General features: G+C 42.8%; 28 protein-coding genes and 1 pseudogene. 2 read left to right on the forward strand and 27 right to left on the reverse strand.

Going from position 1 to position 21,452, the window contains the following annotated elements:
- Positions 1-9: 9 nt before the first annotated feature.
- The 19 genes from G367_RS0100580 to G367_RS0100670 form a co-directional block, all read right to left on the reverse strand.
- Positions 10-906, reverse strand: a complete 897-nt coding sequence (locus tag G367_RS0100580; RefSeq protein ID WP_157533268.1) for a hypothetical protein — start codon at positions 904-906, stop codon at positions 10-12.
- Positions 907-1,352: 446 nt separating this feature from the next.
- Positions 1,353-1,736 (reverse strand): hypothetical protein, encoded by a 384-nt coding sequence (locus G367_RS0100585; RefSeq protein WP_020411147.1) that lies wholly within the window; start codon positions 1,734-1,736, stop codon positions 1,353-1,355.
- A gap of 15 nt (positions 1,737-1,751) precedes the next feature.
- Positions 1,752-4,253, reverse strand: coding sequence for a hypothetical protein (locus tag G367_RS0100590; RefSeq protein ID WP_020411148.1), 2,502 nt, complete (start codon positions 4,251-4,253; stop codon positions 1,752-1,754).
- Between the two features lie 232 nt (positions 4,254-4,485).
- Complete coding sequence (locus tag G367_RS0100595) at positions 4,486-4,812, reverse strand: hypothetical protein (protein ID WP_026304861.1); 327 nt, start codon at positions 4,810-4,812, stop codon at positions 4,486-4,488.
- A gap of 61 nt (positions 4,813-4,873) precedes the next feature.
- Complete coding sequence (locus G367_RS0100600) at positions 4,874-5,266, reverse strand: hypothetical protein (RefSeq protein ID WP_020411149.1); 393 nt, start codon at positions 5,264-5,266, stop codon at positions 4,874-4,876.
- 232 nt (positions 5,267-5,498) lie between these two features.
- Entirely contained in the window at positions 5,499-5,651 is a 153-nt protein-coding gene (locus G367_RS26700) for a phage tail protein (protein WP_245556635.1), read from the reverse strand.
- A 274-nt stretch (positions 5,652-5,925) separates the two neighbouring features.
- The gene (locus G367_RS26705) at positions 5,926-6,114 is read right to left on the reverse strand and encodes a hypothetical protein (protein ID WP_020411151.1); all 189 of its coding nucleotides are present in this window, start codon (positions 6,112-6,114) and stop codon (positions 5,926-5,928) included.
- A gap of 182 nt (positions 6,115-6,296) precedes the next feature.
- Positions 6,297-7,457, reverse strand: a complete 1,161-nt coding sequence (locus G367_RS0100620) for a glycosyl hydrolase family 28-related protein (protein WP_020411152.1) — start codon at positions 7,455-7,457, stop codon at positions 6,297-6,299.
- A gap of 584 nt (positions 7,458-8,041) precedes the next feature.
- Positions 8,042-8,956, reverse strand: coding sequence for a hypothetical protein (locus tag G367_RS0100625; RefSeq protein ID WP_020411153.1), 915 nt, complete (start codon positions 8,954-8,956; stop codon positions 8,042-8,044).
- A complete protein-coding gene (locus G367_RS25870) occupies positions 8,949-9,140 on the reverse strand; it encodes a hypothetical protein (protein ID WP_157533269.1) in 192 nt (63 codons plus the stop codon). The genes G367_RS0100625 and G367_RS25870 overlap by 8 nt, the downstream gene beginning before the upstream one ends.
- A 116-nt stretch (positions 9,141-9,256) precedes the next feature.
- Entirely contained in the window at positions 9,257-9,535 is a 279-nt protein-coding gene (locus G367_RS0100635) for a hypothetical protein (protein ID WP_020411155.1), read from the reverse strand.
- A 227-nt stretch (positions 9,536-9,762) separates the two neighbouring features.
- Positions 9,763-10,089, reverse strand: a complete 327-nt coding sequence (locus tag G367_RS0100640; protein ID WP_020411156.1) for a DUF5992 family protein — start codon at positions 10,087-10,089, stop codon at positions 9,763-9,765.
- 164 nt (positions 10,090-10,253) lie between these two features.
- A complete protein-coding gene (locus G367_RS0100645; protein ID WP_020411157.1) occupies positions 10,254-10,505 on the reverse strand; it encodes a hypothetical protein in 252 nt (83 codons plus the stop codon).
- A complete protein-coding gene (locus G367_RS24735) occupies positions 10,498-10,983 on the reverse strand; it encodes a DUF2190 family protein (RefSeq protein ID WP_020411158.1) in 486 nt (161 codons plus the stop codon). Before G367_RS24735 ends, G367_RS0100645 begins: the two co-directional genes overlap by 8 nt.
- 208 nt (positions 10,984-11,191) lie before the next feature.
- Entirely contained in the window at positions 11,192-11,569 is a 378-nt protein-coding gene (locus G367_RS0100655) for a hypothetical protein (RefSeq protein ID WP_020411159.1), read from the reverse strand.
- Between the two features lie 53 nt (positions 11,570-11,622).
- The gene (locus G367_RS26385; RefSeq protein WP_020411160.1) at positions 11,623-11,772 is read right to left on the reverse strand and encodes a hypothetical protein; all 150 of its coding nucleotides are present in this window, start codon (positions 11,770-11,772) and stop codon (positions 11,623-11,625) included.
- Positions 11,769-11,912: a hypothetical protein gene (locus G367_RS25875; RefSeq protein ID WP_020411161.1), complete on the reverse strand. Its 144-nt coding sequence runs from the start codon at positions 11,910-11,912 to the stop codon at positions 11,769-11,771. Before G367_RS25875 ends, G367_RS26385 begins: the two co-directional genes overlap by 4 nt.
- A gap of 3 nt (positions 11,913-11,915) precedes the next feature.
- Positions 11,916-12,137: a 3TM-type holin gene (locus G367_RS24740; protein ID WP_020411162.1), complete on the reverse strand. Its 222-nt coding sequence runs from the start codon at positions 12,135-12,137 to the stop codon at positions 11,916-11,918.
- A gap of 2 nt (positions 12,138-12,139) precedes the next feature.
- On the reverse strand, positions 12,140-12,430 hold the full coding sequence (locus G367_RS0100670) for a DUF5675 family protein (protein ID WP_245556636.1): 291 nt from the start codon (positions 12,428-12,430) through the stop codon (positions 12,140-12,142).
- A 188-nt stretch (positions 12,431-12,618) separates the two neighbouring features.
- Here G367_RS0100670 and G367_RS0100675 point away from each other — a divergent pair, with 188 nt between their 5' ends.
- Positions 12,619-12,939 (forward strand): hypothetical protein, encoded by a 321-nt coding sequence (locus tag G367_RS0100675; RefSeq protein ID WP_020411164.1) that lies wholly within the window; start codon positions 12,619-12,621, stop codon positions 12,937-12,939.
- 167 nt (positions 12,940-13,106) lie between these two features.
- Positions 13,107-13,451, forward strand: a complete 345-nt coding sequence (locus G367_RS0100680) for a hypothetical protein (RefSeq protein WP_020411165.1) — start codon at positions 13,107-13,109, stop codon at positions 13,449-13,451.
- 320 nt (positions 13,452-13,771) lie between these two features.
- Here G367_RS0100680 and G367_RS25455 read toward each other — a convergent pair.
- The 8 genes and pseudogenes from G367_RS25455 to G367_RS0100720 all read right to left on the reverse strand — a co-directional run.
- Positions 13,772-13,960: pseudogene (locus G367_RS25455) on the reverse strand (D-Ala-D-Ala carboxypeptidase family metallohydrolase); the annotation flags it as partial.
- A gap of 214 nt (positions 13,961-14,174) precedes the next feature.
- The gene (locus G367_RS24745; RefSeq protein WP_020411167.1) at positions 14,175-16,037 is read right to left on the reverse strand and encodes an FG-GAP repeat domain-containing protein; all 1,863 of its coding nucleotides are present in this window, start codon (positions 16,035-16,037) and stop codon (positions 14,175-14,177) included.
- Between the two features lie 613 nt (positions 16,038-16,650).
- On the reverse strand, positions 16,651-16,812 hold the full coding sequence (locus G367_RS26710; RefSeq protein ID WP_020411168.1) for a hypothetical protein: 162 nt from the start codon (positions 16,810-16,812) through the stop codon (positions 16,651-16,653).
- The gene (locus G367_RS0100700; protein ID WP_083922651.1) at positions 16,812-17,189 is read right to left on the reverse strand and encodes a D-Ala-D-Ala carboxypeptidase family metallohydrolase; all 378 of its coding nucleotides are present in this window, start codon (positions 17,187-17,189) and stop codon (positions 16,812-16,814) included. The genes G367_RS26710 and G367_RS0100700 overlap by 1 nt, the downstream gene beginning before the upstream one ends.
- 254 nt (positions 17,190-17,443) lie before the next feature.
- A complete protein-coding gene (locus G367_RS0100705; RefSeq protein WP_020411170.1) occupies positions 17,444-19,027 on the reverse strand; it encodes a hypothetical protein in 1,584 nt (527 codons plus the stop codon).
- 509 nt (positions 19,028-19,536) lie between these two features.
- The gene (locus G367_RS0100710; protein WP_020411171.1) at positions 19,537-19,878 is read right to left on the reverse strand and encodes a hypothetical protein; all 342 of its coding nucleotides are present in this window, start codon (positions 19,876-19,878) and stop codon (positions 19,537-19,539) included.
- Between the two features lie 78 nt (positions 19,879-19,956).
- Positions 19,957-20,295: a hypothetical protein gene (locus G367_RS0100715; protein WP_020411172.1), complete on the reverse strand. Its 339-nt coding sequence runs from the start codon at positions 20,293-20,295 to the stop codon at positions 19,957-19,959.
- 208 nt (positions 20,296-20,503) lie between these two features.
- Positions 20,504-21,166: a hypothetical protein gene (locus G367_RS0100720; protein ID WP_020411173.1), complete on the reverse strand. Its 663-nt coding sequence runs from the start codon at positions 21,164-21,166 to the stop codon at positions 20,504-20,506.
- Between the last annotated feature and the right edge of the window lie 286 nt (positions 21,167-21,452).

Genomic DNA, 21,452 nt, shown 5'->3' on the forward strand with positions numbered 1-21,452 from the left:
TTAAATGCTTTACTGCGATTCATTTGGACTAATTTCTGCTTTAAACTGCCGAAACATTTCTTCCGGTGTTTTTCCATACACAGACAAGAATGCATTACCAAATTTCTCTCCATTTTCTATAGCCCGAAGTAACTTTATACCCCCTCGTGGGTGAATAAACTCATAGAATAGCGATGCTTGGCGATAGTCCATATGCTGCTGCGTCCAAGCATCTTCGGAGGGCGGATAATTCAGTGGCCAGCGTGTGCTAAAAAGTGCCCCTTTGTCTGCCGCAACGATATGGTTCCCTGAACGAATAGAAGTTAGGGCCTGCTCTTTACTGACACGAGTAGCACCGCCACCTTTAGACGCAAAGGTTGCTAAACCGTCGTGATACCACTGAGGTATAAATGTGGCTTTGAATATTGAGACCTGCTGGAATAAGTGTAGGTGCGACAACTCATGCGCCAGCCAAATGGGATAGTCCTCGTTTGAAATCACATAGGATGAGAGGAATAGGCCGTTTGAAGTTACAGCAGCAAGAATACTCCCTTTTAAACCAGTGTATGAGTTAAAGCATTCTCGCGTATCGCAAATATGGACGATTACCTTTTTCGAGAAAGGCTTGTCATGCACACGCTCAATTAGTTTTATTTGATCATCTAGGATTTTTTGAACGAGTAGGGCATTTTCCTCCATGCCTGGCTTGAACAAAATGCGCTCATCAGCAGCTAACTTGCTAAATTCATCCTCTACGGGTGAATGACCCTCTAGCGGAGAAAAATTATCGCAACCCGTAGATAGGACAAGAACTAGCATGGCGAAACATGTATAACAGCATTTCCTCCATAAACTTTGTAAAAGAGGCATTTTCTCAATCCTGTTTGCTTGGCAGAAAAAGAGCGAACGGTATTGCAGTTGGGCCAAAAAGCCCTCCCAAGATAACCCATAAAACTCGATTTAGATTCCTTTTCCGTGCGATTGCTAGGCAAACGACCATGCACACAAGGCTCAATACAAATAGGATACTAACCATTTCATAATCTCTACGTGGTTGGTTCAGACATTTAACAGTTTATTAAAGAGCCAGTGGCTCACTATCCATTTGGCCACTATTTCTGGGAGGGAGCTTCCAAGCTCCGCAGAAAAGCCTTTATTTACAGCAGGTTACAAACTATTGTCTAAATAACAACCAGAGATAGTGAGCCAGTGGCTCAAGTCGCCTGGTTCGACCTCCCGCTCTTGAACACATTTTACCCATAATTAAATCAATAAGTTAGGAGGAAATTTCTGTAGATGTCAGCCATGGCTCTATAATTCGAGCTTTCGCACCGGCGGCACACCCTCTCCACTACTGAAAACCACAGCCAGTATCACCCGCTCGGAATCGCCATAGCCGCAATCGAGTTATGCACAGCTAAACGGTTGGCCACTTCGACAATACAACTAGCCACTAAATCAGCAGCATGATCGGCGACGTTTACCGCTTCGCCACCATCGGTCTGCAGGGTTTTGGTAGTGACATAAACGCTGGTCATCAAATCACCAGCGCCATCAGTTTGTACTGTGTTTTGGTTGTCGATTACGGCAATCGTACATTTAAGTACGGCAGCAGCCTGAGCATCGCTATTAGCGGGCTCTGTGGTCTGGGTTACCGTTGCGCGCACAATGGTGCCGGCACTGTGGCCGTCGTCGATGCTGTAGGCGAACTGCCAGGCCTCCAGGCCTGGCACTGTTATCGGGCAAAAGCTGGGCATTATCTATTCCTTTGCTTAGTCAGATTTGTGTTGTCCGTTGTGGGTGATAATTCGGTGCTGCGGATCAACGCCGGCGGCGTAGCTCTTACCACCTACAGAGACCTTGTACACGGTGTGTAGGCCAGCGCATTCGACCCGCTCGACGGTTTCCCAGGTGAGCGGCTCTTCTTCATGCAGTACACCCAGCTCAACGCCCTCGCAGTACTGCGCCTCATACACTTGGCCTGCACGGTCGGTAGCGGGGGTTTCGCGGCTACAAATTACTTGAGCACCGCTTGTTGTGGTGAGCAATACGCAGGGTATTTCTGGCTCTGCATCTACCGCGCCAGTAATGAGGCTTAGATGGGTTTCCTCGTCGCCGGTATCCCAGCAGTCGATCAGGTCTCCGCTTTCGCAGTTGTCCGCTAGCAAACCTTCGCGCAGCCAACTGCCTGCGGCAACACACCAAGGGTCTCTAGGGACCGTAGTGCCGCCGCCATTGCTCGGGGTTCTAATAGTGCCTATACCTCGGCGCCAGGTGCTGGCAGCCAGCTGGTAAATGTTCGTAGTTGCGTAATAGGTAACAGCGCCGCCTTGAGTGCCGGGATCATCACAGTACACATAATATTTTGTGTTGAAAGACAACCCAGTAATGCTGCCACTGTTGTAATTAACAATGCCGAAACCAAACTGCACCGAGTGCGCGGCAATCGTGATTTTTGCGGTACTGCCATCATCCGAGCCGGACAGCGCGGAACTGGTAGGCAGGCTGGCAATACCAGCTTGAATCATCGGCAGGTTGCGCTGGTCCTGCACTTCCACCACATCGATTTTTATATAATCGACAAGGGTAGCGCCTATTTTAGCTGAGTAATTAGCATAAAAAATCGGAGTGATAAAACGCACATTCGCCTGCATCTTGGCGGGGCTACCAATATGGTTTCCCCCTCTTATGGCACTGTAGCTACCATTACCACTCGAGTTGCCTTTGACATAGGCCACCAGCGTCTGCCAGCTCTGCCCCGCAAGATTTAGATTGGCTGCCACCATGTAATGCTGACTACTGAATGTTTCGGCACCGCTGGTATTACAGAGCTTTCCCGCCCCATCGTACCCGGCCAGGCCGATATACATAGTGCGGCTAGTATCATCGCTGTTATACACATATACCCGAGTTTCAATCCGGTACAGCTTACTGGGATCAAAGGGAATTTTCTCAGCATGGTACATCGACACACCATTAGTCAGGCAGGCCGCGCCGCCGCCAAGCTGTAGATAACCGCTTTGGTAAAAAGTCTGGGTACCGGTACCCCACATTTTCCAATACTGCGGATAATTGCTATCAGAAAAATCCTCTAAAAAGGTATTCCGCATTGAGCGGATTTGCGCGCGCTCCTGTGCGGTAGCGCCGACTGTGGCACCGTCCTCGGGTTTATTGGTCCCATAAATTTCTTCCCAGTCTGCGCGGGATCCAGCAATCTGATCAATCTTAATCAGCACTTTTTGTCGTGTGCTGTAGACCGCCTGCCATTTGGCTTTCCAGGTGGTGCGATCAATGCTGGTGACTGTTGAGGTATTGCTCAAACCTGCACCGCTAAGATAACTGGAGAGTGCTGTTATTGCACCGCTGTAGTTGGTTTTCTCAGTGGTAATGCCGTAGCTATTGGCCTGCCCTTCAATATCGCTCTGCTCTGCCAGGATCTGGTTGTATTCACGCACCGCGGTTAATTTCTCGGTGGGGTGCAGTTTGCCATCTGCGGTAATATTGTTGAGGTCTAACAGGGCGGCGGTAGCATCCGTCTGCGCTTCAGCGGCTGCGTTTGCTGCGGCCTCGGCTTTGGCATCCGCTGCAGACACTCCCAACAATGCTTCGAGGTCACCACTACCGCCCAGGGTAACCACAATGCCTCCGTAACTACCACCATCTGCGGCGTTAGACCAGATAGAGATTTCATTGGCGCCGGCCTGCAGAGTGACCGGGAAGCTGTACCACTGGGCTGTATCATTCGGCCCACTCATGATTCCGACCTGGACACCATTCAAACCAACACGCGGACCACCCTCGGCATCGTATGCCAGTACATGGATAAAGCCTTGGCCAGCAGTGGCATTAAAAGAATACTTAGTGCCGCCGGCATAGTTGGTATTGGTAGGCCAGATTAGTCCGGTAGGCCGTCCATCCCACTGAAACTGCAGCGTGGCCCCGACCATGCCCGCTTCGCGCGCCTGTTGGGCGATAGTGTTAAGTAAAACCTGGCGTGCGCTGTACACCGCTTCCCAGTTGGCATTCCATATTGTCCGACTGATAGAAGTGTTGGCTGCGGTATCGTTCCAGGCTGGAAACAGGCCGCCCAGGTAACTGGCAAGTGCCGCCAGGTTGCCGGAGTAGTTGCCTTTTTCTATTACGAGTCCGGCACCATCAGCCTGCGCTTCAATACCGCTTTGTTCTGTCTGAAGTTGGGCATACTCACGAATCACGATGAGCTTTTCGTTTTGATGTAAAACACCATCGGCAGCAATGTTATCCAGGTCTGCCAATGCGACATCAGCATCCGCCTGTGCGGCTTCGGCCTTATCGATTGCCTGCTGTACTTCAAGGTCGAGTGCCGGGTCTTCATAGTTGGTATAAGGCAGGACAGTAATGTAATAATTATCTTTTAAAAAAATAATTTTAAATTCATATCCACAATGCCCCGCGCATCAATCTAAGCAAATAATGCTTCCAAAGGGCTAGCCAGCATAAGCAGCATGACTAACTAGGCTACCGAGTCTAGTAATTAACAAGAACAACCCTGTCTATTTCAGGAGCACAGCCAGAGATTTGTTTGATAATGAGCTTGACCCTCTTCCCGGAGGCAAATGAAGTGAGAAGTGTTGAAGATGTAACCTCATAATTTGGATGGGTTAAAGGTAAATAAAATCTGCGCCCATCATTACATATAGAATAATCCGAAGAGACTTTCGCCAAAACCACATTTACGCCGCCACGATCTGGATAAAACTCTTGAATATTATCAGGTGCAAGCCATTTAGTAGTCTCTGCACTTACAGAAATTGAAATACTAACCAAAAGAAAAAATGTAGAAAAAGTCTTCATATAACCTCAGCCAACCATATACTGCTAGCAATTAAAAAATATATTACATATACCGATATTATTAAGACTCTAACCACACATTAACAATCTCACATTCTGCCGTCCCATGACCTGTGACATCTGGCAAATCAGTTTTCGTATTGTAATAAAAACCAACCTTCAGTGATGCGGCTTTAGCAGTGAGAAGTAACGATAACAATGAGCTATCATCACTTGAAAAGCGTATTCTTGCAGAATTACTACCCATGAAACATTCATCATTTTCAAGCTTGTTTTTAAACTGGACAAAACTAGCTTTATTCATTTTATTACTACTGACCAGAACCCAATCTACACTGTTGTGACGCGAAATCCCTGCCAGCGCTACAGTCGGCATAAGGAATATAGTAAGCAATAAAAATTTTATACCCTTTGAGAACCCTTTTTCATTAACATTTAATTTCACGTTTATCATAGCCTCTAATTATCCATCTATTTTTTTGGCGCAATGCTACCACAGCCAGAATTACAGGACTAAAAATAATTCAGTCATTAGATCCAAACACTTCATCCTGGAGCACCAAAGCGTATCGGATTATCATACAAGCCTGCTTAAACAGCAATCACGCTTCCTCTGTTTAGTCCGAAAGGAAGCGGTCACTAACACGTCTTCGATACGGATAGTGTTGAGCACACGGACCTTACCCCTAACACTCATACACAACATCCGGGCAGCATACTCTGCGATTTCCTATGTCGTAATCATCACGCAGAGCCTGTTGGCCGCTATCGTCCTCTTTCCAGATCAAGGTAATAGAGACCTCGACAGCATCATGTAAGCCGGAATAGTCGTAGTCCATTTAATCGCTGATGCCATCAATCGGCATCATCTCAACAGAACCGCGCAACTCTTCACCGGGGTCGATATCCAACATGCCCGCCACTGGCTAATAAGAGCTGCCATTATCGCTGCGGGAAAATTTTGTTTTGTAACATTCTGGGTTTGACTGAGTAGGAATAAGTCACAAGTTTTGCCCAGGGTCGCATCATCTTGCAGGACACTCTCAATATCTGCAGCCGCTTGATCCAGTGCGGCATACATATCGCCATCGCTCTTTACTACCACGGCAATAGTCAGATCCAGCTACCTACTGGTGCGCCATGCATTTCGTGTTCAGTGTTTTCGATTACAAAGCCCGCCACAATGGATGGCAGTTTTAATGAATCAATTTCTTCTGTGGTGCCAGAGGGTGGGAGTGTGTAGCCGGATAGAGTTTGCTGCCTGTTAAAACCATATTGCGGATGTGTGATGCGTAGGGTCATTGGAATTGTTCCAGGAATTTTGGGCATAAAAAACCCGCTATTGCGGGTTTCAGTATTTATGGCAGAAAACAGCTTTCTTATATTATTTTCAGCAACCAGCTGAAATTCAAAAACATTGAATATCTAGAATAGATTACTTGAAATTTACAATTTACGCTCATTCATTTCAGTATAGCTTTTAACTACCACAACCAATTAATACTATTAGTACCACCGCCTTGATTCAACCCTTTAGTAGCACAACTATTACAAGTGTTATTGAAAGCTTTACCATAGCTCGCAGAACTTTTAAACCAAACCCCTGCCCCTTTATTTTTTAGCGAAAAAATATTTCCAGATATAATACCCTTATCCGAATGAACAACAACACCATTAAAACCAAAAGATCCTGAAGTGTTAATAAATGTATTATTAGAAATATTATAATGATCTGAGCCACCAAATAGCTGCACACCAAATACAGACTGACTAGATGTATGGTGCCCATACATCAAATTATCTTTAATACTTACTTGAGCAACTTTATCAAGCCAAACACAACCAATTTTACAATTAAGATGAGAGTTTGATAAATTTAACTGTGGCTCAACAGCGGAGTTCGCAAATTTTAGACCATAATTAACAAATACAAGATTGCTTTCTGAGATATAAAGTCCCTCATGATTCGCCACATCTATCGCAATATTGGTATAGTAAATCTCAGCCTCTTCGATTGTAACCTGGACAGAGTGACCACTCCCCCTCATCCATATCCCCCTACTACTCAATGGGGTATTTGTACTATTCTTTACTTGACCAGAAAAATAATATCCATCTATGTGGACCCCTAGAGCAGTGTCAATTATTAAGCCAGTATTCCAGCCACTATTAGTTGCTCCTGTGTAACCTGACAACTCTACATCACGAACTATAACTTTGGGCCTAGTTCTTGGCTGAATATGATCATTAACAATGCTATTTTTCCCATTATACTGATAAGCACTACCAGAATTTGATGACTTAGTAAATAAAGTAAGTCCTTGAATTACAGCGGCTTTGTGCTTCCCAGAAGGTGGCTCAACATAAATACCATTGGAACCAGATGCCCATACAAGCTTAGAAACTCCAATTCCATCCCCTTTTATAGAAAGGGTATCACCTTTAAAATTCAATCTGGCAGATAGATTAAACTCGCCCGCGGGGACGTAAACAATAGAATCAGAATTCTCAATCGCTCTATGAAAGGCAGCAGTATCATCAATACCATCGTTCGGAATGGCACCATAGTCTATAACATTATTTGAAGCTACTGCTTTGACACCAAAAAAAATCAAAAATATAGCTAAAAAACACCTAAATTCCATCTCTTATCTCCATGCATTTATATCGCTCGAGATATTATCAGACCAAAAGTATCGCCGCCATGTGAATCACTTATAAAACTAAAAGAACTTAATAAAACTAATGGCACGAACGTTTCGCTTTAAGCTTAAAGTAATTAAGTGGTTAACAAATCCTCGAACTTCAGGAGCCAAAACTTACTCCTCATTTGATAAACCTAGGGTACAAAAAAACATGAAAAAGAGTTTAGATATAAACAGATTCAGCTGTCGATTGTTACCGCCATGAATGGCGTGACCAGCTTTTTCGGTAGTAAAGCCCAGCACAATAGCCGATAGCCTTTTTTGAATCTATATCTTCTGTGGTCCCAAGGGGTGGGAATGTATAGCCGGATAGGGTTTGTAGCTTGCTTTGTACGGCATCGCGTATTGTTATGCGTTGGGTCATTAGGGATCGCTCCAGGAATTTCGGGCATAAAAAAACCCGCTAGTGCGGGTTCAGATATCGATAGCACAGCAGCGCCTTGCGACCGAAATACCTTTTCTGTGATGACTAGACAAATTTAAAGGGAGATCCTATTTTAGAGCCCATTTAGATATAACTATCTTCACAAAAAACCAGCTACATTCACCCTAAAAATATTTTTTTCATGTCTTATTGCTTCATATGTAAAATTGGGCTTCTCCCAATATTCATAAAGAGGAATTCCACTTCTATCGTAGATCATTTTTTTTAACATTCTATGTCTTATTGAAAGAGCTCCAACATTATGAATCCAAACACCATTTTCAAAAACAGTAAAAACTTTCTTTCTATCACCAGGAGGTCCATATATGCATTCTCCCAATACAAACTTACACTCACCCAACCCACTAACTTTAAATTTGTTTGGGCTCCATTTTTTGTCAAGAAAATGCCTTACACCATTGATATAGGCATACTTTGAATCACTACCTGAGTAATCAAACCTCTCCTGATCTCCAACTCTCCCCGTATATACAAAGCTCCCTCTAGTAAAGCTGGGCTTCTTTTTGACACTACTAACTTTGAAAGTCCACCCTATCTCTTTCTGAATATTTTCAATTTCACTAGAATTTTCTGGCGTGAGTATTTCATCTTGATTTTCCAGCAAAATTCTTTCTGCGACAGCCGTATTGGCCGGCACTTCAAAATCAATTGAAATCGGCGCAAACACTTCACAAGATTCTAACTTATCGAAATAATCCATTAGAGCAGAAAGTGCCTGATCCATATATTTCTCCTCGTCTACCAATCCAAATTCGGGTTTTGGTAATTTACCTGAAGAGTCTTTAGCCCATTCAACACAAGAGCAAAATTCATTCTCACCTTGATTTTTGCAGTCATTCGCATAAGAAAAGAGATTCTTTATAGGAAACTTCTTATATGAAGTATCTTTTTTTGCAAGATAAGTATTAACAATTTCTTTTTGATTGTAAGTCGCACACGAAGTTACAAGCAAGCAAGCCAGAATCATTATGATTCCATATTTAAGTTTACTCATATTCAACCTTTAGCGTACCTGTAGGGTGAACAGTTAAAGGTAAGCTAAGTTCAATAACTTGTGCAGGTTTACCAAGTGGTAGATAACCGTCAATACTTCCCATTTTCTGGCCTTCATATTTAGAGGAAGCAATAATAATAAACTTGTGAAGACCCATTTCCTTAAATTCACCTGCAATCGTCATAGACTGCAAACCTGACCGATGCAACTCAACTTGTTTGCCAGAAGGGCTAACTAAGTATACTTCTGATAGAACTGCCCATTTCCTCAAACCTAAGCAATCACACATGGCGTGAAGCACTAAAGAGAATTCCGTCTCTCTCTAGCACCCTCAACTTCTACCACTTCAAAATAATCTGTATGTTCACCTCTTTTTAGCCGAGGTGATAGACCTTCGCTAATTTCTATTTGAAGCGAATCCCCTCTACTAAGCTTTAACATGGAAGGAACTTCTGAGGCAGCTGAGTCTAAACTTGTGTAGACTTCTGAAATAGCTAACTGTCTTTTTTCTTTGATTAGCCCACATCCTGATAGAAAGACTGCCAAAGTTACTACTGTTAGTTTCAAAATTTTTTTCATGTAATTCCTACTTTAATAAATTGACAACTTGACGCTCAATATAAAATCTAGAAAGAGAGCTACTCTAAACCAAAACTTCTCCCGCCCCTAATCGCGGAAAAACCAAGCAAGCTATTTAAATGACTTCACCTAATGCAATATTAAGAGTGTAAAATTATGGTAGCTTCTTTAAAACTCAACATTTTCGCTGACTTATATCTTTTAGGGAATATTTAAAAAAAATTAAACTAACCAATTAGATCGATTGAAACCGCTGACAAACAATCAGTATCATCCGTATAACTATAAACATCAACTCGCTTGCCAGAAACTAAAGCTGTCGTTGCTAGCGTAAAAGTTCGTTGAAATACTCCTTCAGTCCCTGCATTAGCAAGCTGAAATTTTACCTTTCCTGAGCACTTATCTGTACCTGATGAATACCATACCCAAAAAGCATCTGCATTCTGTGAAGTTGCTGATACTTTTGTCACTGTAGCACCCGTGGTAATATATCCTGCACCAGCAAATGAATTCATCGAAATAAACATCAATATTAGAACCAAATACTTTTTCATTTATCCCTCTTCGCTAATATAAAATTTTACTGGAAGCTTGCTTTTGGTGACAATTATCCAGAGTTGTAACTGCTATCTCGGCAAATTTCCATTCGTTATTTTAAACAATTCTATAAATTTCAGCCACAGTAATCAGATATTCCCTGCTGATCTGCCAGCTTGGACTACCCATCCCTCTGTACCCGCCGCACAACCCCATCATCCTCCAACAGCTGACGCACTTTGAATTTCTGCCGATTAAGGTTAATCATAGCTTCGACACTATGAGCTCCTACCTCACTCACTAGAAAGCTGAACTCAATGCGTTGTACCCGCACCCGCTCTTTAGAAAATCCATCAAGGCCCTTCTCGCAAATCACTCGGCACTCTATAGACTCACCACCGCTACCGTCTGTATAGGTAGCGGGCTTATCCAATTTTCGAAACGCGCGCTCTGCGGCTCTTTGGTCCAGGTCCATAAATAAACTGGGCTTTCACCGTGCCTGGTACGCCGGTAAACTTCACTGCAACACTGGTAACACCATCCTCTGCGGCGAAGGCAGTGGGACCAGTGATATCGTCGCTTGCAGCTGTAGCTGTAGCTGTAGCTGTAGCTGTAGCTGTAGCTGTAGCTGTAGCTGTAGCTGTAGCTGTAGCTGTAGCTGTAGCATCATCAAAGGCTTTTGTGGAAACATCCCAAGTAAAGGTTTGCCCCTTGCCAATCACTGCCCCGGTTACCTTGGGCACCATGAATACGCCTTCAATGGCGACGACCCCACTCGCTCCAGTCGCAATATTGTCATGGGCCACTCCCAGTACTGCACCGATGGCCACTACTTGGCCGTAAGCGATAGCTGCGCTGGTGTTATTGGTGCAATCCAGCATGCGCCCGTCTTGTACAAAATTAGTAGCCATTTCATTTCCCCGCTTGGGTTAGAGCTACTGCAATAAAAAAGGCCGCAATAAGCGGCCCTTTTCGGATTCTTTTAAGCTGAGTTGGGTATTAGGTTTTAGGGGTTTTCACTATACATTTTGCGTCCCTGGCTTTGGTGACGGCATCAAGGCGCACTTTGAGTTCCACCCCGTCGATATTCCAGTCGTTTTGCTGTTCCAGTACTGGGGCCTACTGGCCGTCCAAGTAGAGCACTTCGATAGTGTCGTGCGCTACCGGGTCAGCATTGACGTACCAGCTATTGTGCCCGCAGAGGCGACCATCGGAGATCATGCTGGCAATATTGCGCACGCTGTTGGGTACAGTGTTGGATTTCTCAGAAACACCTACTTCAAACTCTGACTCCGAGGCAACCTTTGTGGCACTTTCATCGGCAATATCACACAGCAGGAATTTGGGGTGGATATTCAAGATAGCTGTGCGCTCTTTTCCCCGGATACGAAAGGCCACATTATTTAGGGCTACAGAGCTGGCATAAGGGAGTTGACGCTGCAGATCAGCAGAAGCACGATCAAATGCTGAGGTATCCAGGCTAACACTGACTTTCATCAGAGTTTTCCCTACAGCCTTTCCTATATTTTTTATCTATTGTGATTGTAATACTAGTTAACGGCAAGGCTTGCTGCAGCTATCAGTACACCAGTAAAACCTAACCAGTTATCTGCAAGCCACCCGGCAAAAGTGCCTACACTAACAGCAGTGAGATAACTGGTTTTTTCTGTTATTTCTTTTACTGCGCCCTGGAAAGTCATGACTGCTTCCAGGTTTTGATAGCCTTCTCAGCGCTGCGCCCCACGACATAACCACCGAGGCCGATTTTTACTACCCCCAGGACGGCGAGCGCTTGTTCCTTGCCGAGGTTTGGAGCTGTCCACCCCAGCCAATGAGCCACGATCTATCCTACGAACGTCAGCATTGTTAGCGGTCGCCAGTTTCTCTGTATCCATGAGTCACCTATAGCTTCCGTAGTAATCACCTGGGTAGCCCGCTTGAGCTCCTCCAGGTCCATTGTAATGAGCTTAGCATCCACCTTAGCCTTGAGACGGTTAGCCTCAGTCTTGTCAGGGAATGCCTTATCTATAACCTTACTAATCAACTCATATATAGCTGTAATCATGGTTATTCCGAAATATAGTGAGTGACACTTAATTCAAATCTTGGTAGCAAAACGGCTCGTAATTCCTTCATAGCTTTGCGCGACTGGGTTACCCACCAGGCACCCGGAGCAAGAGGCATACCAATTCCAATACCTCCTTGAGCATCAGAGGCGTAGTTGGCGGCGTGAATCAGGATTGTCGAGCGATCTGGAACTTTCTTTAGTTCCCACACGTTAGGATACTTGGCAGAACTATAGGGCTCACATAGGTATAGGCCCTCAGGGATACAGCTCTCAAACGGTCGATTACCCAATCATGGACGCTCTACCTTATAGAAGGTTCGGCCATACAAACTCAATCACCCCAAAGTAGCACTCGACCCATAGGCAAATCTTGTCAGGCTAAAATCCATGAGGTAGAAATTTCCTATTTAGTTTTTTGGTTGAAAGTAGTCAAAAAATAAGTAAGCTACTCTTCTTTATAATAAGACAGATAAGAAACATGAATCTTAAAAAAACTCTGGGGGCATTACTTTTAGCTTCAGCCGCACCTTTTGTTTCGGCGGACTCAACTAATGTTCGCGGTAAAATTATATTTACTGAAGGACACCATTCACCAAACTGTCGGACGGTACAGCTAGAAAGTAAATCAACTGGAGAGCTCTTGGCATTTAGAATTCAAGATGACGAAGGTTCTGATGATATTCAATCTATAGTTTTAGCAGCCCTTATGGGCAATAGAGAAGTAATGATCACTTATGATCCTGAGATTACATCGGGTTGCGGAACAAACCCTCGTATTCTTTATGTTAGGATTTATTAATTTTCATAAGGCCGTATACTCACTATAAATAAACTCTACCATGGAATAACTAATTACTATCCGTATATAGAAGTAAATCAAACCATAAGAATATCAAACTCATCTATAGATCAAATTTATTACTTTTAGATGAGAATATTTTATAAATAAACGTAAAAAATCTTACCATGAAAAAATTAATATTACCGATTTCCATTGCCTTATCTTACTCATCAATCACCAGTGCAGCTGGCATCGCATCTTCATTTGATATTGAGTATGTACGTATCGACGAGTCAGGAAAAGGGCATGTCAAATTCAAGTCTGACCTAAACTATGAACCCGCCGATTGTACTGCCTCCAACTATAAAGATATGCTTGCTTTCGACACGAATGAAAATGGCGGCGCGGCTATATATTCAATGCTTCTGGCAGCTCAAGCTCAAGGCAAAAAAATACATGCTGTTGGGACTAGCTCATGCAAAACATACTCCCAAATCGAAAACTGGAGTTGGGGTTACATTGTTAATTAAAACTTCTATGTAATCAGGGTGTAAAAAACCGGCTCAATAGCCGGTTTAATTATTCAAAGCAGAAAAACTGCATACTGAGGAGTTTATACTTCCTCAGGAAAAAGGTGTCAACAAGCGGCTTTAAGCCGCCCTTTGTACTCCTGCACAAACTCAGACACAGGCCCTCAAGCTTTTGCGAGCAAAGGGTCCGAACTCTGCTGCAAGCGATTCCAAATTTTTACCTAATCCCTATCCTAACGCTTTTCGGCACACCCTAAAATTGTTTGAACGAACACTCGTCAGAAATTGAAACAAGGTCATCCAAATAAATCGCTCTTTGATCAACCCTTTTGTTTCACGTCTATACCGGTGAGACTCTCTTCTAAGGCAATTTTGATTAGCTTTTGCACCCAACCTACAGCCACAGAAACATCAACAGCCTGCCCAGAGGTATGGGTCATGGTCGCATTCAATTTTTCGTTTTGAGCTGGACGCCGATAACCAGAAGTAATCATCACGGGTTTGCCATAACGCTCCCTAACTCAAATTAATCGCATTAGCATTTCATCTTTAAAATGATTTTTGCACAATAGCGACAAGCTAGCTTCCGGTTTAAGGAATAGTTATTTTCGAACATTAAATCATCACAAATAAAAAAGCCCGCTTAAAGCGGACTTTATAACAACCATTAGATTTAGATTAGAGTATAAAACCCTCTCATATGAAGGAGGGGCTAAATCACTATCAAAACTTAGTTAACACGTCAGCTTTTCCGTCACCATTAAAATCTTTGATCACTAAATCTTGAATAGAAACAGAAGATGCATTAATTTTCTCCCATCCAGACTTTCCGGAGAAAGACACCAACCAGTCTGAATTGCTTACTATAAAAATATCACTAGTACCATCTCCATCAAAATCAGCAAGCTTCATTCTATCCACAGTTATTTTCGATATCCCCCATTTTATCCATGGATCCTGACCTGATAAACTTACCCACCAGTAAGTACCATCAGCCTTTAATACGTCTGCGATTCCATCACCATTAAAATCACCAATCACTGAATCTGAAAAGTCAGGCATATTTGTATTTAGCGTCTTCCACCCGGAAGTTCCAGACCAAGATACAGACCACGTCCCTTTAGAGTTATGAACAATATCAGTTATACCATCGCCATCAAAATCAGCAAAAGAAAGGCTATCCACTGTTGTAGATGAAGTACCAATTCTATTCCAGGTTCCTTTTCCTGACCAAACTACATACCATCCTTCACCACTAGCTCTGAAAACATCAGTTTTCCCATCACCATTAAAGTCACCAAATCGCAACTTATCTTTAGTAACACTCGAAGAAACCAATTTGGTTAAATCACCCTTTGCTTTTGGAGACGTAAACCAATCTGAGCCATTAGCAAGAAGTGCATCAGTCGCTCCATCGCCATCAAAGTCTCCCCAGCCAAAGTTATTAAAATCTTCATCTTCAAATCGACGCCATTCCCAATATTGATCACCAGAGTAAGAAATACTCCAATAACCTGGCACCTTTTCACCATAAACGTTAGGCTTTTCTACTCCAACTTCATCTTTTCCAACAGTTAAATTCCCTGTTACATAATGCTGTCTAACAGCAAACTCTTTATCATCATGAGAAAAAACGTTATCAAAGACCCATGCCCCCTTAATAGGTATTCCTCTAACTTTAACTGCAGTATAGTTGGGGTTATAAAAAATATTGTGGTGATATAAAAAATAATGACCAGCGTTATGATCATCACGATGATCTTTATCATCACCTCCATGAACATCAAAACTATGGCTATTAGCTCCACCTAAAACTAGGTTGTATGCCGCTTCATACTCTGTCCATTCATCTATACTACCCGCACTAGCAATATCATGACGATTATGGTGAAAAAGATTATGCCTAATAGTCATATCCTGACTAGTGTCAGTAACAACGCCATAACCAAGCCCATAAAAACGACAACCTTCTGTTCTCTCACTTCGCCGATTGTGATGTATATGATTATGATGTATGTCAATTGCTCTTGAAGAATTAATCTTGATTCCCGAAAAGGGCCAAGCAAAGAACTCGTTGTTGTCAATTTCAACAGAAGAAGATGACATTACTCGTATACCATCAGCATCTCTATTACCACAATCATCTGTTTCGATCCCCGCAAATGGCCCTTTAAATCTAAGACCTGTAATCCTGATGTCGGATCTATCACCTAAATTGAACAACCCCCTCTTACTCATTTCATCTGTAAAAAGAAGTCCTCCAAGAGCTCCATCCTGTCCTCTACCAGAAGCAAGTGTAACTCCGCTAGGAATATCTAAATCCCAGTATCCTGTTAGATCTATTTCTGCGTTATCACTGACATATACAATTTGACCAGCGGAAGCCTGAGCCAAAGCATTCTGAAGCTCTTCTCTTGTAGAAACAATATAGTTCGCCTGGTTTACAGAAACCCAACTTCCATACAATTCTCCCCCACCCTTTCTTTTCAAATCAAACTCACTTGAGTAGAGTAAGGACTGAGAAAAAACACCCCCTGAGAAAAACACAAGCACTAAAAATAAAGAAAGTTTAAACCTGGTGGCCATTTATTTATACCTTTAAAACATAGTCACTTAAAAATTAACACCAATACGCTCACAAAATTCAATATATTTTTAACATCCACCATTCAAGCCAGTTAATTCGATTTCAGTATATTTAATAACTCTCGCTTGGGACAAATTGGTACACAAATGCAAATTATCAAAACAGACAAACCAATGTTTGTACCAAATTTTACTCCAATATCATCAAGCAGACTTGATCAATATTTATAAAAGATAGGCATATTAGAAATAGACAGTCTATCAACTCACAAATCAACATATAGAATATTAAGACACAAAAAACCCAGGTGAGGGAGCTGGTTTTTTTTGTAAACAGAAAAACTGCATACTAGGGAATTTATACCTACTCAGGACAAAGCTGTCAGAATGCGACCTTAAGCTTCCCTCTGTACTCTTACACAACTTCAGAAACAGGTCCTAAAGCTCTTGCGGGTAAAGGGTCCAAACTCCTCTGCAAGCGCTTCCAAATTTTTATCCACTCCCTATCCCAACTCTTTTTGTCACATCGTAGAATTGTCCGCGTATGACCCTAGTCTATTAATCGCCCATTCGCATCACTCAACGTACACGCAATAATGCAAAATAGTGCCAACTAGCTCAATTTCTCTGAAAGGTACAGCTCTTCCCATTGGTCAAATTCACTCATCAAGTATTGTAGTAGTGCCACCCGCTCCTTGAGTCGGTTAGCTTCCGCCTTATCCGGGAACGCCTTGTCTATGGCTTTTCCGAATAGGTCGGATATAGCTAAAATCATTAATAGCTCCACACCGTAGGGCGCGAATGCTTACCAGAAATTGATCCAAGGTCATCCAAATGAATAGACCGCTCTTTGATTAGCCCTTTCTGCTTCACTCCTATACCGGTGAACCCCTCTCCTAAGGAAATTTTTATAAGCTTATGCGCCCCGCTCACAGCTACAGAAACATCAACAGCCTGGCCGGAGGCATGGGTCATGGTGGCATTTAATCTGGCGTTATGAGCTGGACAGCGGTAACCGGAATTAATAATCATTGGTTTGCCATAACGCTCTCTGACTCGAATCAAGCGTCTGAGTGTTTCATCTTTAAAATGATTTTTTCCACAGCAATGACAAGCCATTTCCCAGTTTAGGAAGTAGTCATTATTGAACATTGAGTTATTAGAAATAAAAAGCTCGTATTAAGCAAGACTTAAGAATTTAGTTTTTCTCAGGACTTATAGAGAGAATATTTTTCTACAATAGTCAAACATTGAGGAAGTCAAAAGATCATAACAAGTCATTCACAAAACTAGTTACAACAACATACTCCAACTCCAGGAAGCACCTAATGATAGCAGTTTCGCTCGCAATGGAAGTCTAATACTGTAAAGCAAATCTTAACTAAATCGCGATGGAAAACTTGTTATCACTGGGTAATTGTTCCTACATTACCATTTCCTATCTGAACTACTACAGCGGTTTGACCAACTCCAGCTTGGTTAATTGTATGGCTATTACCAATTCCTAATTGAGTGGTAGAAGCAACACTAAGTACTGCGGATAGCTGGGTAATATCTGCATCATTCATAGAACCTATTTGAGTGATAGATGCACTAGTTTCTAAAGTTGTACTTTGATTAATGTTAGCGTCATTCATAACCCCCACTTGATTGGTCAAGGCGCTACTATCGGCAACCGAAATTTGGAAAGGTCTAGCCTCATTCATAGACCCTACTTGATTCGAACTAATAGAGCCTTCTGTACCTGACTGAGATATACCAATACTATTCATGACGCCTAATTGATTAAGCGAGATTGTATTTTCTGTACCCCCCTGGGAAATTCCGACAACATTCATTACACCTATTTGATTTATAAAATTATGAACTGATGTGATCGTACCCTGGCCAATACCAACTGCATTCATAGAACCTATTTGATTAATTGAAGTGCTACTTGCTACGACGGTATTTTGGCCGTTTCCTGCAATATTCATGGTACCTAACTGGTTGATAGTGCTACTGCTTGAAGTAACCATATTTTGAAAAACGTTAGCTTCATTCATAGCGCCGAGTTGATTGACCAGGGCCCCACTTCCAGTAACCTCGTTCTGATCAGTACCTGCCATATTCATGGAACCAAACTGGTTAACAAACGCAGTACTATCAATAGCTTCTAGTTGGCCCACTTCTCCAATATTCATTTGACCCACTTGATTCATGTAAGCAACACTTCCAGCAACCCCATTCCCTTGGCTGAGAATAGCTTCATTTGTGGAGCCCAACTGATTAATAAAAGCACTACTCGCCATCGCTCCAATTTGGGTAATACTGGCCCAATTCGTAGAACCTACTTGGTTGATTGAAGCACTGCTTTCGCTAACCGCTATTTGGCCAAGGCTAGCTCCATTCATATCTCCGAATTGATTGATCAAGGCAATACTTGCCATGACCGGACCCGATTGAGCTAGGCTAGCTTGATTCATGGATCCCAGTTGATTGATCAAAGCGATACTTTCAAAGGTAAGAATTTGAGCCAAGAAAGACACATTCATTGAGCCAACTTGGTTAGAACTCGCAAAACTGGTTTCAACATCACGCTGGCCAACAAATGCTTGGTTCGATGATCCTACTTGACCTACCAATGCAGCACTTAGAGAGACATTGCCTTGCTCTGCAAAGCCTTCATTTGATTGCCCCAGCTGCACTATTGAGATGCTACTAAGAGAGGTGTCATTAATCTGGGACGAACTAGAAAAGTTTAACTCACCATTCTGTAGATGTGTTGCTTCACTGCTATTGATACCAGCATTTTGCGCGGCAACTGATTCATTAGAGGTACCAATTTGAGTCTGAACTATTAAGTTATTTTGGGTCGTTAGGCCTGATTGATCTGTATTGGCTAGATTGCCGCCACCAACTTGAATCAATATTGCAGTATTGTCATCTGAAATAACATTTGTACTAACTGTCATCAATGTGATTGCAGCAAATGCAATTAATGCCTTCACAAGTAGCTCCTTTACTTAATTGATACGCTCTGAGTGACCTAGGCAAGTGCTTATCCAAATTCACACTTAACAACCAAGATCATATTTGCTATAGGTTTCAATAATTGCATATTCACTTTTGTTTATTTTCATGTATCGCGGAAATCAAGGGAGATTCTGACATCTGATTAGTCAATATCATGTCTACAGCTGCATGAGTTTTTAACCGCTTAAGCTTTTAGCAAAAGTTAGATAATTTCCATGAGATGAAATAGCTAAATCTCTAGGAATAAAGTTTGTAAAGTCACTTGTTAACTTTTACGACAAGGGAAATATCTTATTCCGCCCCTGAAAATAGAAGCGGACAGGTTGACTAAAATGAAGCCAAGTACAGAGTTCACCGAGAGATGAAAACAAAGCCCCAGAAACAAAAAAAACCAGCCAGAGAAGCCGGGTTTCTTACTCAAAGGGAATATAACAAAAGTCAAACAGTAGTTTATATTTCCAATCAGATTAATTTAATTATGGGCTTATGGCATCAACTCAAAAAATCGTATGTCAGCGGCATGCCAATCAGTGATATCTGCACAATTGGCAGTAGGTGCATTATCAATATACACTCTAATATCTTTCCCTGTCGCTCTTGCGGTCGTTGCTAAACTTGCAAGTAATTTACAACTTTCAGGGCCCGTTCTTTTGAATTGAGCCTCTGAGCTGCACGCCTTAAACAAACCCGTACTACCAATTGCTAAATACAAACCATCAGGCTGATGATAGGCAAGACGCTCAACTGGGCCAGTACATATCACCTGTTGTTCTGCCGCAACAAAGCTAGCCTGAAAAAATAATATAACTGCTAAAATTTTCTTCATTGAATTTTCACTGCTTATAAAATATCACCACATCGATTCAGATTGAATTTCTGAGGCAAAGACCTAACCCTGTCACACTTAGTCCAAATAAGTTGACGTAACTAATGTGTAGGTGACTCCACTCATATCAACACAAGATGCAGAGAAAAAGCTAATTTTTTTGCCAGCTGTTTTAGCAGCTAAAACCATAGCGTACATTTCTTTCGCTATCTCATTGTCCGAGAACATGATTACTGGAGTATCTTTGTTCTCACACGGTGAATCATTCATTGTGACATCGTAAATAAATAATCTACTCGACGGACCACTACTTATAAGCTGAATATTATTATCAGTTATATCCACATACCCACTACTTGCAGCAGCGACTTCAAGAGAGAACAAAAAACCAAATACGACTAATGCTAATTTTTTCATCCAAAGCTCAATCAATAATTATTAAGATACTATTTTTAACGATATCATCGACCGATCTAATATTACTTAAATACAGTCATAGACAGAAGGCCCTCATTCATCCATGACCCAAGATCGGGATATAAAAAACCCGGCTGGGAAGGCCGGGTTTCTTTGCAAACGGAAAAACTGTATGCTAGGGAATTTATACTCCCTCAGGACAAAGCTGTCAACAAGCGGCTTTAAGCCGCCCTCTGTACTCCTGTACAACCTCAGAAACAGGCCCTAAAGCTCTTGCTGGCAATGGGTCCAAACGCCGCTGTAGGCGCTTCCAAATCTTCACCCACTCCCTATCCCAGCACTTTTTGTCACACCCTAAAATTGTCCTCACATGACTCAGGTCTATCAATCGACCATTCACATCACGCAGTGCACACGCGTTAATACAAAATAGCGCCAGCTGGCTAACCTTCTCTCTAGGGTGCGGCTCCTCCCACTTGTCGAATTCACTCATCAAGTATTTCAGTAGTGCCGCCCGCTCTTTAACTCTTGTGGCCGGCGGGGCGTAGGCGGCCATACCCCAGCAGTAGGCTAGTGGATCACTTGCTCGCAGCTTGGCGACTGCATCTTGAATCAAGCCCTTTTCGCAGGCATCCATGATACGGTTGCCGCTGTCCTTAGCCCCGGGGGTTTCTTTCGCAACTAGTGTTGGGGCTGCAACCCGGCAAATAACTTGGTTGGCCCTGCCCTGCACCTCTCCGCGAATTACAACTTTTCGCCCTCTCCCAGCTGAGGAAACCGTACTCATGCCGCCCATGGCCTCATAATCAAATGCAGCTGTGGAGCTATCAAAGGCGTCGTGCCACGCTTGTCTAGCACTATCGAATCTCATGTCATGCCCCCCAAGCAATTATCAAGCAACCAAAAACCAGCCAAGCGTCCCATCATGCTGCCTTCGGCATGCTCTCGAAATAATCCTGAAATCGCCTTTCGGCTGCGTGCAGATTGTCTCGGTGATACGTGCCCAGGTAATTTATGTGGCCCTGGTTTATCCAGAATTGGGTCACCACCGTATTCGCGAACACAACCTCCACGAGGTGAGCGTACTTGGTGCGGAATACGGCCAGCGGACTGCTGGGGTTGGTTGTGGAAATCCTTTCGATGGCTTCTGGGATGGT

The organism is Microbulbifer variabilis ATCC 700307 (assembly GCF_000380565.1).
Classification (GTDB): domain Bacteria; phylum Pseudomonadota; class Gammaproteobacteria; order Pseudomonadales; family Cellvibrionaceae; genus Microbulbifer; species Microbulbifer variabilis.

Bases quoted from the DNA above. Each gene is read 5' to 3' on its own strand.
- G367_RS0100585 (WP_020411147.1), bottom strand. From the start codon at position 1,736: ATGCCCAGCTTTTGCCCGATAACAGTGCCAGGCCTGGAGGCCTGGCAG.
- G367_RS0100595 (WP_026304861.1), bottom strand. From the start codon at position 4,812: ATGAAGACTTTTTCTACATTTTTTCTTTTGGTTAGTATTTCAATTTCT.
- G367_RS0100600 (WP_020411149.1), bottom strand. From the start codon at position 5,266: ATGATAAACGTGAAATTAAATGTTAATGAAAAAGGGTTCTCAAAGGGT.
- G367_RS26700 (WP_245556635.1), bottom strand. From the start codon at position 5,651: ATGGACTACGACTATTCCGGCTTACATGATGCTGTCGAGGTCTCTATT.
- G367_RS26705 (WP_020411151.1), bottom strand. From the start codon at position 6,114: ATGACCCTACGCATCACACATCCGCAATATGGTTTTAACAGGCAGCAA.
- G367_RS0100620 (WP_020411152.1), bottom strand. From the start codon at position 7,457: ATGGAATTTAGGTGTTTTTTAGCTATATTTTTGATTTTTTTTGGTGTC.
- G367_RS0100625 (WP_020411153.1), bottom strand. From the start codon at position 8,956: ATGAGTAAACTTAAATATGGAATCATAATGATTCTGGCTTGCTTGCTT.
- G367_RS25870 (WP_157533269.1), bottom strand. From the start codon at position 9,140: ATGACGATTGCAGGTGAATTTAAGGAAATGGGTCTTCACAAGTTTATT.
- G367_RS0100635 (WP_020411155.1), bottom strand. From the start codon at position 9,535: ATGAAAAAAATTTTGAAACTAACAGTAGTAACTTTGGCAGTCTTTCTA.
- G367_RS0100640 (WP_020411156.1), bottom strand. From the start codon at position 10,089: ATGAAAAAGTATTTGGTTCTAATATTGATGTTTATTTCGATGAATTCA.
- G367_RS24735 (WP_020411158.1), bottom strand. From the start codon at position 10,983: ATGGCTACTAATTTTGTACAAGACGGGCGCATGCTGGATTGCACCAAT.
- G367_RS0100655 (WP_020411159.1), bottom strand. From the start codon at position 11,569: ATGAAAGTCAGTGTTAGCCTGGATACCTCAGCATTTGATCGTGCTTCT.
- G367_RS26385 (WP_020411160.1), bottom strand. From the start codon at position 11,772: ATGACTTTCCAGGGCGCAGTAAAAGAAATAACAGAAAAAACCAGTTAT.
- G367_RS24740 (WP_020411162.1), bottom strand. From the start codon at position 12,137: ATGATTACAGCTATATATGAGTTGATTAGTAAGGTTATAGATAAGGCA.
- G367_RS0100675 (WP_020411164.1), top strand. From the start codon at position 12,619: ATGAATCTTAAAAAAACTCTGGGGGCATTACTTTTAGCTTCAGCCGCA.
- G367_RS0100680 (WP_020411165.1), top strand. From the start codon at position 13,107: ATGAAAAAATTAATATTACCGATTTCCATTGCCTTATCTTACTCATCA.
- G367_RS24745 (WP_020411167.1), bottom strand. From the start codon at position 16,037: ATGGCCACCAGGTTTAAACTTTCTTTATTTTTAGTGCTTGTGTTTTTC.
- G367_RS26710 (WP_020411168.1), bottom strand. From the start codon at position 16,812: ATGATTTTAGCTATATCCGACCTATTCGGAAAAGCCATAGACAAGGCG.
- G367_RS0100700 (WP_083922651.1), bottom strand. From the start codon at position 17,189: ATGTTCAATAATGACTACTTCCTAAACTGGGAAATGGCTTGTCATTGC.
- G367_RS0100710 (WP_020411171.1), bottom strand. From the start codon at position 19,878: ATGAAGAAAATTTTAGCAGTTATATTATTTTTTCAGGCTAGCTTTGTT.
- G367_RS0100715 (WP_020411172.1), bottom strand. From the start codon at position 20,295: ATGAAAAAATTAGCATTAGTCGTATTTGGTTTTTTGTTCTCTCTTGAA.
- G367_RS0100720 (WP_020411173.1), bottom strand. From the start codon at position 21,166: ATGAGATTCGATAGTGCTAGACAAGCGTGGCACGACGCCTTTGATAGC.